Annotated in this window: 15 protein-coding genes; 11 read left to right on the forward strand and 4 right to left on the reverse strand. The window is 43.4% G+C overall.

The genetic code is table 11. From position 1 onward, the window contains the following. Positions 1 to 35 precede the first annotated feature (35 nt). From AC3CID_RS18865 to AC3CID_RS18885, 5 genes are all read left to right on the forward strand, one after another. On the forward strand, positions 36 to 377 hold the full coding sequence (locus tag AC3CID_RS18865; RefSeq protein ID WP_488527915.1) for a YggL 50S ribosome-binding family protein: 342 nt from the start codon (positions 36 to 38) through the stop codon (positions 375 to 377). A gap of 376 nt (positions 378 to 753) precedes the next feature. Further along, positions 754 to 1,437, forward strand: coding sequence for a spondin domain-containing protein (locus AC3CID_RS18870; RefSeq protein ID WP_488527916.1), 684 nt, complete (start codon positions 754 to 756; stop codon positions 1,435 to 1,437). A 9-nt stretch (positions 1,438 to 1,446) separates the two neighbouring features. Next, positions 1,447 to 2,127, forward strand: a complete 681-nt coding sequence (locus AC3CID_RS18875; protein WP_488527917.1) for a spondin domain-containing protein — start codon at positions 1,447 to 1,449, stop codon at positions 2,125 to 2,127. An 89-nt stretch (positions 2,128 to 2,216) separates the two neighbouring features. Then, positions 2,217 to 2,948 (forward strand): response regulator transcription factor, encoded by a 732-nt coding sequence (locus tag AC3CID_RS18880; RefSeq protein ID WP_488527918.1) that lies wholly within the window; start codon positions 2,217 to 2,219, stop codon positions 2,946 to 2,948. Between the two features lie 66 nt (positions 2,949 to 3,014). Next, positions 3,015 to 4,388 (forward strand): sensor histidine kinase, encoded by a 1,374-nt coding sequence (locus tag AC3CID_RS18885; protein ID WP_488527919.1) that lies wholly within the window; start codon positions 3,015 to 3,017, stop codon positions 4,386 to 4,388. A gap of 128 nt (positions 4,389 to 4,516) precedes the next feature. Here AC3CID_RS18885 and AC3CID_RS18890 read toward each other — a convergent pair whose 3' ends face one another. After that, complete coding sequence (locus AC3CID_RS18890; protein WP_488527920.1) at positions 4,517 to 5,002, reverse strand: exoribonuclease R; 486 nt, start codon at positions 5,000 to 5,002, stop codon at positions 4,517 to 4,519. Between the two features lie 137 nt (positions 5,003 to 5,139). Then, the gene (locus tag AC3CID_RS18895; protein ID WP_171312970.1) at positions 5,140 to 6,069 is read right to left on the reverse strand and encodes a DMT family transporter; all 930 of its coding nucleotides are present in this window, start codon (positions 6,067 to 6,069) and stop codon (positions 5,140 to 5,142) included. 149 nt (positions 6,070 to 6,218) lie between these two features. Between AC3CID_RS18895 and AC3CID_RS18900 the strand changes: the two genes are divergently transcribed. Further along, positions 6,219 to 6,677: an Lrp/AsnC family transcriptional regulator gene (locus AC3CID_RS18900; RefSeq protein ID WP_017078313.1), complete on the forward strand. Its 459-nt coding sequence runs from the start codon at positions 6,219 to 6,221 to the stop codon at positions 6,675 to 6,677. A gap of 170 nt (positions 6,678 to 6,847) precedes the next feature. Here the strand turns inward: AC3CID_RS18900 and AC3CID_RS18905 are convergent, their stop codons facing one another. Next, positions 6,848 to 7,090 carry a hypothetical protein gene (locus tag AC3CID_RS18905; RefSeq protein ID WP_017062621.1) on the reverse strand — a complete coding sequence of 81 codons (243 nt, stop codon included), beginning with the start codon at positions 7,088 to 7,090 and terminating at the stop codon, positions 6,848 to 6,850. Positions 7,091 to 7,359: 269 nt separating this feature from the next. Beyond that, positions 7,360 to 7,935 carry a hypothetical protein gene (locus AC3CID_RS18910; RefSeq protein WP_488527921.1) on the reverse strand — a complete coding sequence of 192 codons (576 nt, stop codon included), beginning with the start codon at positions 7,933 to 7,935 and terminating at the stop codon, positions 7,360 to 7,362. A gap of 96 nt (positions 7,936 to 8,031) precedes the next feature. Here AC3CID_RS18910 and AC3CID_RS18915 point away from each other — a divergent pair, with 96 nt between their 5' ends. From AC3CID_RS18915 to phaC, 5 genes are all read left to right on the forward strand, one after another. Next, positions 8,032 to 8,709 (forward strand): SH3 domain-containing protein, encoded by a 678-nt coding sequence (locus AC3CID_RS18915; protein WP_488527922.1) that lies wholly within the window; start codon positions 8,032 to 8,034, stop codon positions 8,707 to 8,709. Between the two features lie 530 nt (positions 8,710 to 9,239). Continuing rightward, positions 9,240 to 9,980 (forward strand): SDR family oxidoreductase, encoded by a 741-nt coding sequence (locus AC3CID_RS18920; protein WP_054545568.1) that lies wholly within the window; start codon positions 9,240 to 9,242, stop codon positions 9,978 to 9,980. 26 nt (positions 9,981 to 10,006) lie between these two features. Then, entirely contained in the window at positions 10,007 to 11,218 is a 1,212-nt protein-coding gene (locus AC3CID_RS18925) for an acetyl-CoA C-acetyltransferase (RefSeq protein WP_171313394.1), read from the forward strand. A 110-nt stretch (positions 11,219 to 11,328) separates the two neighbouring features. Continuing rightward, positions 11,329 to 11,676, forward strand: coding sequence for a phasin family protein (locus tag AC3CID_RS18930; RefSeq protein WP_054545566.1), 348 nt, complete (start codon positions 11,329 to 11,331; stop codon positions 11,674 to 11,676). A gap of 75 nt (positions 11,677 to 11,751) precedes the next feature. Next, positions 11,752 to 13,578 (forward strand): class I poly(R)-hydroxyalkanoic acid synthase, encoded by a 1,827-nt coding sequence (gene phaC / locus AC3CID_RS18935; RefSeq protein ID WP_488527923.1) that lies wholly within the window; start codon positions 11,752 to 11,754, stop codon positions 13,576 to 13,578. Positions 13,579 to 13,697: the final 119 nt, after the last annotated feature.

Genomic DNA, 13,697 nt, shown 5'->3' on the forward strand with positions numbered 1-13,697 from the left:
TATAAATGCTTTATCAAATGAAAAGAGAGACAGTTATGAAATTAGATAAAATCGAAAACAAAAATCGCCGCCTACGCAAAAAACTCTATCTAGGTGAATTCGCTATTCTAGGTTTCGAAGTAAGCTGCACGACTTCGATTGCTGATTTTGACCAATACGATGTGTTCATCGATGAATTTATCGATTTTGTCGACAGCATCGGCCTGTGCTTTGGTGGCGGTGGTTTAGAGCTGTTCGAAGGTTTCTTATGTTCTATTGAGCGCTACCGTTCAGTGACAGAAGCGGAGCAACTGCAAGTTGCACAATGGCTTGAAGCTCGCGCAGAAGTAAGCAAAGTTGAAGTAAGCGAACTTGTTGACGCAAACTACGCATTCTAAATTGGTGTTGTTCGGCTAGCTCAGTTGGAAGCGAATAGAGCTTTCCTGAGATAAGCTTTATACATCAGTGAAAGGCCCAGTCGATATATCGATTGGGCCTTTTTACGTTTGGTCAGCGCTATTATTCATCCATGAATTCTTCTATACCTATCTCTTCTAGAACGAGAGTTCTATTTAAATATCAGCTTCTTATGCCTAAATTTCTGGGTAATAATAAATTTGTGAGACTTTTATGAGAATTCAAGGAAGTTGCTGATAGATTTGATCGCCATTCTTAGAGTTAACAACACCACAGTTCGTTCTGGCAAAGGTAACGGTATCTGGCTGTTATTCGTTTTGTTGGCAACGATCGGACTCGATAAAGGATGGAATCAAAATGAATAAACGTACTCAAATCAGCTTAGTGATCAGCTCAGCTATGTTGGCGCTTGGAACAAGTCAAGTTCAGGCGGCACAGCTTGAAGTAACGGTCACTAACGCAACGAAAGGGATCTACTTTACGCCTATCTTGGCAGCAGCCCACGACTCAAGCTTATACATGTTTCGAACGGGTGAAGCTGCTTCTGCGGAATTAGAAGCTATGGCCGAAGGTGGTGATATTTCAGGTCTATCGAGTTTGATTGCTAACGCGGGTGGTGTGGTGGTAGAAAACCCAGCTAGCGGAATTCTTAACCCGGGCGTCGCAACTACGTTTGATATCGACACTGGTGATTTAGCTTACTTGTCATTGGGTGCAATGTTGCTGCCAACCAACGATGGTTTTGTTGGCTTAGACAGTTGGAAAATCCCAACTCAAGCGGGCACCTACAAAGCGACCCTCAATGGCTATGACGCAGGCACAGAAGCCAATGATGAGCTAGCGGGCAGCATGCCAAACCCGCCATTTATTACCTTTGGTGCTGGTGGTACCGGAGTTGAAACTGCAGTGTCAAACGCTAAGGTTCATATTCATCCGGGTAACATTGGTGATAGTGATGCGGCGGGCGGCATCAGTGACCTCGATAGCAGCAGCCATCGTTGGTTAAACCCTGTTGCAACTATCACCATTGTTGTGAAGTAAGGGGGATGTATGAAAGCTAGAATTCTATTTATTGCTGCATCAGTAGCTGTGTTAGCAGGTTGTCCGGACGATGACGACGATTACTATCGCTATGATGTGAGTGTGACTAACCTCACTCCAAACCAGCCGATGTCGCCACTCGCGGTATTGACTCACAATAATAGCTTCAATCTGTTTGAAATCGGGCAAAGTGCCTCGGTCGATCTTGAATACTTAGCGGAAGGTGGCAGCAATGCTCAATTGCTGGCACTAAGCGACAGTGATGCCAATGTTTATCAAGGCATCTCTGGCAATGGTTTGATTCTTTCAGGTGAAAGGGACACTGTTTCAATCCGTGTCGATCCTAACCAAGAAGGCTACCTCTCCGTCGCTTCAATGCTGGTAAACACTAATGATGCGTTTGTTGGTGAATCCGGTTTGTCGCTCAAGTCATTAGCCGTGGGTGATACCTTCGTCATGAACATGAATGTTTGGGATTCGGGGACTGAGCTGAATGACGAGCTTGCTGCGACTATTCCGGGGCCTGCCGGTGGTGGTGAAGGCTTTAACACTACAAGAAATGACACGGATGTAGTGATTTTCCATGCAGGCGTAATAAGCCAAGATGATGGCCTGACGACGTCGGCACTAAGTGGCAACCACCGCTTCCTTAACCCAGGCGCAAGAATCACTATTACTCGAACTGAGTAGCTGATTAACTGAGTTAAAGGTGTAATGAAAGAATTCCTGTTCTGTTCCGGTCAATCTTAGGTGGGCGGACTCCGAATAGAGCAGGGATCATGAATAGTGCTGCGGTAAATTTGATGGTAAACATATTGTTGGTCGAAGACGATGATGACTTGGCAGAACTGGTGCAAATGCATCTCAAGTTCCAAGGTCATGATGTAACAAGAACCAACTCAATTGATAAAGCTAACGCGTTGTACAGTAATGATCAGTTTGATTTGGTTGTACTTGACCGAGGCTTGCCTGATGGAGATGGGCTCGATTTTTGTCGAATGTTACGTCAGCAAGAGGACTGGACACCTGTATTGATGCTAACGGCAAGAGATGCGGAGCTAGAGAAGGTGTCGGGTTTAGAAGCTGGTGTCGATGATTACATCACTAAACCATTTAGCGTGCTGGAGTTTCAAGCTCGCGTGAGGAACGTACTACGCCGTCTAAACCATGTTGAATCAACCGGCCAGTCTACCTCAACAATAGAATCGATTATGAGTTTTGGTGGGCTCACCATTCAACCTGAGCGCCATCAGGTTTCACTTAACAACCAAGATGTCCCGTTGACTGCAACAGAATTTACCTTACTTCACTTTTTAGCCACCCGCCCGGGGCGTGTGTATAGCAAAGACGAGTTGCTCGATCATGTTTGGAATACTCATCACTCTGGCTACCACCACACTGTGTGTAGCACGGTAAACCGTCTAAGAACCAAGCTTGCCATGCCCAATAGCGATGACGATTTCATTAAAACCGTTTGGGGTGTTGGGTACAAGTTTGAATCGAAAGTATAGGTCTATGTGTCGCTTTCTAAGCTTATTAAAAAGCCAGTAAGACCTACGAGCCATAGAGGAGAGAACATGAGTTTTAAATCGCGTTTAGTATTGTTCACAAGTTTGTGGTTTCTGTTGGTGAGTGTGGTCATCGCCTACACTTATCATTGGCAAAAAGAGACCATAGAACAAAGAACTAAGCAGAGCTTACATAAAAATCTGGCGGTGCATATGCGTGATGATAATCCACTGATGATTGGCACTGACTACAACCCTAAAGCGCTCAAATCCATATTCCACACCTTAATGTTGATAGGGCCAGATTTCGATATCTATTTCCTCGACAGTCAGGGTAATATTACGACCCATGCTGCGCCGGAAGGCACTGTGTTAGCGAACCAGATAGACTTAGCGCCCATTCAACAGTTTTTAAACAACGAGCCTTATCCCATTCTGGGGGAAGACCCGATCAATCCGGGGGCTCGAAAGGTGTTCTCTGTTGCGGCGATTGAAGAGCTTGGTTCTATTGTCGGTTATTTGTACGTGGTTATTGGAAGTAATCGCCATACTGTAATCACCAACTCTCAGGTTGATACGCCATATATCGCGCTAGCAGGGCTTGTGCTAGTTTCTATCTTGGGCTTTGCGATTGGTGCGTATCTGTTAGTGAAACGCAGCTTGTTGAACCCAATAGAGGCGGTAACCAATAAATTGCAACAACAAGCTGAACAAGACTTTAGGTTAGAACCTAATTTCACACACCAAGTACCAGAATTAGTGCCCATAGCACGTTCTTATCAATTGATGGCGAAACACATTCAACAACAATTCTTGCAGCTTGAATACCAATCCTCGCATCGTAGACAAAGCTTATTACAGGTCAGTCACGATTTGAAAACGCCGCTTTCCAGTGTGCTTGGTTATTTAGAAACGTGGAAGATTCAAAATCCGCAATCGGATCCGTTGATCGACGTTGCTTACCGTAATGGTAACAAGCTATCTCAACAGCTGCATTCTTTGTTAGATAGCGCCAAGAACGATAACCCGGTACCCACATATCAATACGCTTCAATCAATTTCAATGGGCTGGTGAGCGAATGTTTAGAAACGATACAAAGCCAGTATCGTCATAAGAATGTTGAGTTGAACGTCAATATTCCTAATGGGATCAGGGCTGTGGGTGACAGTGATTTGCTTGAGAGGTTGATCTTGAATCTGCTAGATAATGCGTTGAGGCATAGCCCGAGCGGAACAATGGTGTCGTTAGATATAGGTTTAGAATCGGATTCAAAACGGGTGAAGGTCGTTATCCATAATGAAGTTGAACTAGAAGCACCTAATGGTTCGTTAGGTATTGGCACCAAAATCGCTCAGTCGATACTGATGTTGCATCATAGTGTGTTAGAAACAACAAAGGCAGAGAACTCATTTCAACAAAGTTTTTATTTGCCTTCGGTATAGCCCTGACTGCCTTCGGTTTAGTTCTATTTTCTTTCGATATCGTTCTACTTACCGCCGTTCTAGGGGATAGGCGAGTTGTTCCTTGAGTAACGAACAACTCGTTGAGAAGCTTTTAAGTTGAAGGGACTTTATGCGTCTTTTTTGTCTTCGTTGCCTTCATTTACTTCAGCATAGAAGTGCAGCAACTCTGTGAGCTCTTTTACCCAACCAAATGCTTCTGTCGGTGCTTTCAACAAAATTTTCTCGACTTTGTCACAGTGAGTTTCAAGGCTGATCGCTTGCTCAAGGTTGAACGACATTGCATAGAAGTGCCAAAGCAATAGTCGAGTCATACGCTCGATGTTTTGTTGTGAGTTATCCGACTCACTAAACGCAAGATTCACTTCACTCAGCGCGATTGCAGTCATTCGAAGCATCGCATCAAACTTCGTTGATTGCATACGCTCTTCATTGGTCACTTCTTCCTGCTCGAACGTAAACAGTTCCGTCATTGCATCTTCAGGGACAAGGCGATGAATCATTCTTAAACTAAATTCTTCTAGTTCTTCACGAGGCATGTTGTTTAAGCAAGTTAAAGTGTAATCGCGTTGCATGGTGTTCTCTTGGATCTGCAAAAAGGTCGGACAGTTTAATGGAGAAGCGAGCTCAGAAAAAGGAGATTTTAGATAAGCCTACGTTTGTAGGCTTATCTGTGTACTACAAGCCCTAAAATTGATGTTTAGGGGAACTGTATTTAGGTTGGAACGCAGTATCAGGCTTTGCTATGGCTTGGCGGTTGATACTGCATAGATTGGTCGTTTCTCATGAAAATGTTGCTCGCGACCAAGCTGCCGATACAAATTGAACCAAGTGCTAACCAAGTCATCGTATCCGGAATCTCGTTGAACAGTGGGATCGCCAACAACGTTGCAACGGCGGGTGTTGCACTGCCAAAAGCGGCTGAACGCTCTGCTCCTAGTGTATTAACAGCATAGAGATAAGTGAATGCCGCTATTAGGCCTGCGCCGACGCCTTGCACCGCTGAATGTACGGCAAGTTCTGTGACTGGCCATTGAGCAATTGGTGTGCTCATTAAATGGCTAGGGAGGGTTCCTGTAAGGATAAGGATCAGCAATAGCAAAGTGGAACAGAATGAAATGAAACCCGCACTCACAAGCGCATTAAGATTGGCAACACGTGCTGAGATGGTAAAAGTTGCCCACATTAAGCTGCCACACAAAAACAACAAGTGACCTTTGGTGTATTCAAAGTTGAAGCTGCTTAAGCTATTTCCTAGAAACAACAATATCCCGAGTAAGACAAGACCTAAACCAACGACACGGTGCCGGCTAAGCGGTTGTTTAAAAAAGAGTACCGCGATTCCTGTTACGAACAGAGGAAGCGTTCCCGGAACCAAAGCACTGCCGTGTGATACCGGAACAAACTGCATGGCTGTTCCTGCAACGAGCAAATAAGGCAACCCGCACCCCACAAACATACCAGCCAAGTATCGATTCGGGACAGCAACTATCGTGCTGCGCGCTTTCCACATCAAGGGCAATAGCACCAATGCAGGAATGAGGAATCGAGTCAGTGCGATGTCTGCAGGTGTTAAGTCTGAATTTGCGCCGCCTTTAAGAGAAAGGAAAAAGCTCGCCCAGATGAGCAGAGTGACAATAATAGATAGGTAGCCAAGCTTCATAATAAACAAGGAAAGTGGATGATGACTCATTATGGGGTACTTGGTGTGCCACAGGTTGGCAAATTTTGTTCTAACTTGAGTCATGGTTGATGATTTCTGCTAATATTTTCCTAATTGTTAATGAATTTAACCAATGATCGGTATTTACTATGGATAGGATTGATAGACATCTTCTTGAGTTGCTTCAGAAAGACGGTAGGCTAACCACGGCTGAGCTAGCTGATGAGGTTGGCTTGTCGGCTTCACCGTGCGCAAGGCGCATCAAAAGACTGGAAGAGAAAGGAATCATTGACGGTTATCGCGTGAGCCTGTCGCGAGAACAGGTCGGCATCGCAATGAGTGTGTTTGTTGAGGTGAGCTTAAACAACCACCAAGAAGTGTCGATTGATAAATTTGAAAGTGCAATTGTCGAGATGGAAGAGGTCATCAGCTGCCACGTTGTATCCGGAGCTTATGACTACCTTTTAGAAGTTGTCAGCCCAAATCTTATGGCTTATGAAGCATTTACAAGAAAGCTACAGCGTCTCTCTAACGTAAAAGATATACATACTCACCTTGCGATTAGGCAGGTGAAAGGCAATGCGCCACTTCCGGTTTATACTGACTAAGCTTATAGGTAGGGGAGACGTCTTTGGGGGAAATGAGCTGAAAACGAAATGACTTTCGTTGTTAAACTAGGGTGCCGCTGCTCTTAAAGACTGTCGTCAAATACCAAATGCGCAGCAATAAAAAACGGAGCGCCTCGCGAAAGGCACTCCGTATATGATAGGTGCAAAACTTAGTGATACTTAAAGTTAGAGATTGAACAATCCCCAGTTTGAGCGTTAATTCTGAATGAGAAAGCATGTGAATGATAATCCACACCGTCATTCCAAATCGTCTCTCCAAATATCTTACATAGCTCTAGCTCACTTACTGAACCGAACTCTTCCATGTGTTTAGCTACAGATAAAAGTTTACCTCTTATCTCCGCAGTCCATTCCGTGTTACTCAAGCAGTTGAAAGCCATAGTTTTTTGCATATTACCTAGCCAAAATGTTTCTTGTTATTAAGTTATATGAATAATCATGATAACAATTTCTTGGCGTTTGTAAATCTATTTTGTGATGAATATCTCATATGCTCGCTTGCATTGGTCGGAAATTGAACTTTATTGTTGATAGTTCGCACATTAGTTTTACAACTTATTGATAAAGCTTTGATTAACGACTTATCTGACTATTTTGGCTTGAGGGAAGCATATTTATCGGAAAAATCCAGTCGAGAAAGCGATGAAACCTAGAAATGTTTTCAGTTTGGGTCATCGTTTGTCGGTTGGTTTGTGTGGCGTGCTTCGTCAATCATCGTGGCTTCTTTGCGGTATTTTGAAGACAGCTGACGGAACTTTTCACTGAGTGTATGGAGATCTTTGGAGAGCGATTGTGAGCTTGTTACGTGCAACTGTGCGCTTTCAGTTTGGCGCGGTAGCTTTGCTTTAGCACAGTGTTGAGCCACGGCTTGCCATGAGTGAATGAGAGATTGAGCTCCATCTAATTCGGTAGAGACTACGTATGCCTGCTTTAACAAAACCTCAGAGACATCATAAGCGGTATTCATATGACTATTGAGCTGCACATTAAACCTTTCTTCATATTTTGCCCAAAGCTCAATGATCTGTGTTTCGTTGAAGTGTTTAGATAGCAGAGTTTGTGATTCATAGGTTGAGAGAACTTGGTTGAATTCTTTAGTGTATTGGTTGTACCGCCCTTCAAATGAGAGTTGGCGGTCCAACAGTACTTGCCAGTTTTCACGGTCACAATGGTTTGCTAGCGCGACATTAGCACTCAAAGGTACACTCACAATTATAACCTTCACCCAAAAACTCATGACTTTCCTCTACTTACTGCGTTCTCTATTGAGAGTATAGATGAGCAGCAGCATGAGTTGATGTACACTTAAAAGATACCTAAGACGGAAGAGCTGGTGGATTTGATGAAAAAAGCGCTGATCGCTTTACTTGTGTTGTTAATATTGGGCGGAGGAGGAGCAGCGTACTACTTCTTTGTTATGAAGAAAGACTCACCACCAGCAGACAAAACCGAAGAGTCCGTTGAAGAAGTTGCTCAGCCTGAAGCGGATTTAAAACCGATCATGGAACTTAAACCTGAGCCAGAACAGACAGAGTTTTACGTTCTGGATAGAAAGCTTGAAGTGGTAGAACAACCAGAAGTTGATGGCTTGATAACAGATTACCTCTACAAAGGCGAAAAAGTCGAAGTACTCGAAAAACAGGGTGAATGGGTACGTATCTCAGACTATATCGTTCTAAAAGAAGGCGGACCACAGACAGCCGAATGGGTTTCGATGTCTGGCCTATCCAATAAAGAAGTGATCATTTCTGAGAAAGAAAGCATAGAGATATTGGATTCATATTTGGTTAAATCCGATGATCTCAAGATCCATAAAGAGAAGTTCCGCAATACGGTGGCAGAACTGATCTCTGATGGCGAATGTGACCCAAGTGACTTCGAAGAATTGGGTGGTTGGGTGAAATCGGTAAAGTACAGTGACCGAGATGTCTATTTTATCTATTGCGGCGGACTGTCTCTTGAAAATAAAATTTATTTAGATGTAAATACAAATGAAATATTTACGAAGTAGAATCCTACGCTCTATTTATTAATAACATTTACTTAAGCCCACTCATAGATTGAGTGGGCTTTTTTTGTCTATTCATAATGTTCAGCTTTCCAATCCAGAACGTTAATTATATTGAGGTTTATATAGAATGATAAGGAACCATTTATTAATGGCTAATTAGAGTTTTGTTATTATTCTCATGATCAATTATTTCAAATCCCCACATTGCATTCTTCTTGAAACAAGCTGAGAGATATAGGTTTGTCTCGTATTAACAAAGACTTATCTGCTTGGTGATAAAAGTAAAATTAAATAAACCTTATTAAAATCATAGTATTGCGTGGTTTTACATCCAGGTAACATTTCATTGATTTTGGGACGGAAGTCTAGTTTTTAATCATGATACGAAAATATTTTATATTTGTAATAATAATTTTTGATTTTGAGCTGTAGGGTTTAATTAAAGAAAAACGTAAAGTTTAATTATCGACTAAGACATTATCTTATTAACATCATTGTTATTTAATAGCTTGTAAGGGATGGAACCATTAATGAAAAAGCTTGCTTTAATTACAGGATCAAAAGGCGGTATCGGCTCAGCAATTTCTTCTAAATTAGTCGCGGATGGCTATCGTGTTATCGCGACCTATTTTACTGGGAATTATCAGTGCGCACTGGATTGGTTTAATGAAAAGCAATTTACTGAAGATCAAGTGCGATTGTTTGAATTAGATGTCACCAACACCGCTGAATGTGCACAGAGCTTAAGCAAGTTGTTAGAAGAAGAAGGCACGGTGGATGTTTTGGTCAACAACGCAGGTATTACTCGTGACAGCGTCTTCAAAAAGATGGATGCCGAAGCTTGGAAAGATGTGATTGAGACTAACCTCAACAGCCTTTTCAATGTGACACAGCCTCTGTTTGCACCTATGTGCGAAAAGGGCAATTGCCGAGTCATCAATATTTCTTCAGTCAATGGCTTAAAAGGTCAGTTTGGACAAACTAACTACTCGGCGGCTAAAGCGGGAATGATTGGTTTTTCAAAAGCACTGGCGGCTGAAGGTGCAAGAAGTGGAGTGACAGTAAACGTGGTTGCCCCTGGCTACACAGGCACGCCTATGGTTGAGCAAATGAAGCCTGAAGTCCTTGATTCAATTAAAAACCAAATCCCAATGAAACGTTTAGCGACGCCTATAGAAATTGCAGACGCAGTGGGCTTTTTAGCAAGTGAATCTGGCGCGTACATTACAGGCGAAACACTGTCTGTGAATGGCGGCTTGTACATGCACTAATTGGCGAAACTGAAGGGAATGGAATAATGGAAAAAGTCTTTATTGTTGCGGCTAAACGTACTCCTATTGGTGCATTCACCGGGTCGCTAAAAAACGTATCTGCGGGCGAGTTGGCTGGCGTTGCGATCAAAGGAGCGTTGGAGTCCGTAGATCTTTCGTTGGATGCGATTGATGAAGTGATCGTTGGTAATGTAATTTCTGCAGGTCAAGGCATGGGGGTTGCTCGTCAAGCTTCCATCTATGCAGGGTTACCTGAGGAAACTCCTGCATACGGTGTGAACATGATCTGCGGCAGCGGCATGAAGTCGGTGATGGACGCAGCGGCGCACATCAAAGCACAAGATGCTGAAGTCGTTATTGCAGCGGGTGTTGAGGTGATGTCTCAGATTCCTTTTATTGTGCCACCGAGTATTCGAAATGGTCACAAGATGGGTGACATCTCGATGAAAGACTTGCTGGTGGGTGATGGATTAACCGATGCGTTCAATCATTACCACATGGGTATGACGGCTGAAAACATCGCCAACGCTTTGAATATTTCGCGTCTCGCACAAGATAACTACGCGTTAGAAAGCCAACAGAAAGCAGTAGCTGCAATCGAAGCGGGTAAGTTTAACGAGCAAATCGTGCCTGTAGAAGTTAAGCAACGCAGACAAACCGTCACTTTTGATACCGATGAGTATCCGAAGTCAGACGCGACATTCGAAGCTCTACAAAAGCTTCGTCCAGCCTTCGACCGAGAAGGAACGGTCACCGCTGGTAATGCTTCGGGCATCAATGATGGCGCAAGTGCCATTATCTTAGCGTCTGAATCTGCGGTCTTGAAATACGGCCTGACTCCACTGGTAGAGCTGAGCAGCTACGCACAATCGGGTTTAGACCCAAAGATCATGGGATTGGGCCCAGTAGAAGCAGTATCTAAAGCGCTAGATAAAGCGGATTTAACTTTAGAAGAAGTCGAGTTGTTTGAGTTGAATGAAGCCTTCGCTGCACAGGCGTTAGGCGTAATGTACCAGTTGTCTGAACAACATGATCTGCCGCTTGAAGCGTTCAAATCTAAAGTTAATGTCAACGGTGGCGCTATCGCACTTGGTCACCCTCTAGGGGCATCAGGTAACCGAATTATTGTTTCACTCATCCACGAAATGATCGAGCAACATACCAATTATGGTGTTGCTTCGCTTTGTGTGGGCGGGGGAATGGGAACCGCTGTTTTGCTTAAAGGTATCGAGGGTTAGAACTCGACATGCCGTAGGCGAGCCAAATTGGTTTTTTAAGCTATTTATTTTTTAACTATTTCTTTATTAAGCTATTTCTTCACTAACTATGTATTCACCAGGAGTTACTTATGTACACGGATATTTTCAAAACAATCACAGACCAAACTGAAAAGCAGTTCGAACCGTACTTGAAATTCAATAAGTTGGTTGCAAAGAACGTTCAAACAATGACTGAACTTCAAATGAATGCGTTGCAGACTTATACCGATATGGGTCTTGCACAAATGAAAGCAGTCAGTGAAATCAAAGACGTAAATAGCCTCACCGCTTTTAACGGCCAGCAACTAACGGCACTCACTCAATTGTCTCAACAGATGATGACTGATAGCTCAAAAATGCAAGCTGCTGCAAAAGAGTTCAAAGAAGATGTTGAAACACTAACAACTGAAAACTTGAAAACAGTTACACCTGCATAAAATTAGTCGCCTTCAAGTTGGTACAGGTTGGCCTGTGCCGCTTGGTGGCGATTTTCCGATTATTGGAGTCATGTTATGTTTCAACACTTCTTTTCGGACTACCTTGTTAAGCTTCAACAAACGAACCAGCAATGGTGGGAAAATTTTGAACAAAACAAGGAAGCCGCGCAATCTCCCCTAAATAAAGCGATGCAAGAATTGAATTTTGATGATGCATCGAAAATTTTTGAGCAAGCCGCAAACCAACCAGCCGTTCTACTTCAGCTGCAATCCCAATGGTGGGAACAGCAACTGCAAATCTGGCAAAACGCTGCACTGATGGGTAACACTGAAAGCGTTATCACTGAAGATCGTGATGACAAGCGTTTTATCGATGATGCATGGAAGAACGACCCTTTTTATAGCTTCATCAAGCAATCTTACTTGCTGTTTAGTAAAAGCTATATCGATACCATCAACTCGATTGAGGGCATTGACGAGAAAACCAAAGAGCGTGTAGCGTTTTTTTCACGTCAGGCTATCAATGCCATGTCCCCAAGCAATTTTATCGCGACTAACCCAGAGTTGATGAAGCTGACTCTGGAGAGAAATGGCGAGAACCTTCTTGATGGGTTAGAGCAGTTGCAAGCGGACGTCGAAGCGAGCGCCGACATCCTTAAGATCCGCATGACCAATAACAACGCATTCCGATTGGGTGTGGATGTCGCGAATACAGAAGGTGATGTCGTCTTTCAAAATGACTTGTTTGAACTGATTCAGTATTACCCGAAGACCCCACAAGTCAATGCGACACCATTGTTGATCGTTCCGCCGTTTATCAATAAGTACTACATTCTCGACCTTCGAGAAAAGAACTCGATGGTGCGTTGGCTGCTTGAACAAGGGCATAGCGTATTTATGATGTCTTGGTGCAATCCGGGTGTGGCACAGAAAGACCAAGAATTCGGAGACTACGTCACGGAAGGTGTCGTTAAGGCGGTCACCGCTATTGAAGACATCACCGGCAAAGAGCAAATCAATGCCGCAGGTTATTGTATTGGCGGTACGGTACTCGCATCTACGGTGGCTTACTATGCGGCTAAGCGTATGAAGAAGCGCATAAAAACGGCGACCTTCTTTACCACGTTATTAGATTTCTCGCAGCCAGGTGAGGTTGGGGCGTACATCAATGAGACGATAATCGACGCTATTGAGAAACAGAACGACGCTAAAGGTTATATGGATGGTCGCTCGTTGAGCGTGACGTTCAGTTTGCTTCGAGAGAACAGCTTATACTGGAACTATTACATCGATAACTACCTCAAAGGCAGTAGCCCGATGGAGTTTGATCTTCTGTACTGGAACAGTGATAGCACTAACGTTGCGGCTAAATGCCATAACTTCTTGCTGCGAGAGCTTTATCTTGAAAATAAACTGGTTCAAGACAAAGGCGTAAAAGTAGGCGGTGTTTGGATTGATTTGAATAAGATCAAAATTCCAAGCTACTTTATCTCAGCCAAAGAAGACCATATTGCTTTGTGGCAAGGGACTTACCGTGGTGCATTGAACACTGGTGGAAACAAAACGTTTGTTCTGGGTGAGTCGGGTCATATTGCCGGCATTGTTAACCATCCAGAGAAAAAGAAATACGGCTACTGGTTGAACGATAACCTAGACGATTCCGCTGACGAATGGCTAAATAACGCAAGTCACAACGAAGGCTCATGGTGGACACACTGGGATCAATGGTTACAAGGCTTTGAAGCTGACGAGAAAATCGAACCTTTCAATCAAGGTTCCGAGCTTCATCCTGTGATTGGCAAGGCTCCGGGTAACTATGTAAAACAGGTGCTGCCGATTGTTGATAAGGAAGATGTCGATAAAGAGAACGTCGATCCAGAAGCTTCGGAAAATCAAGCTTAACGTTTTGCCTCTTACTTAACAGTAGAAATACCTTAACAGTAGAAGTAAGAAATGCCAGACAATAAAAAAGCCACTGAATTCAGTGGCTTTCTAGTATCAACTCATCTCAAAAATAACTG

It is taken from the genome of Vibrio sp. QJM3NY_21, assembly GCF_057785975.1.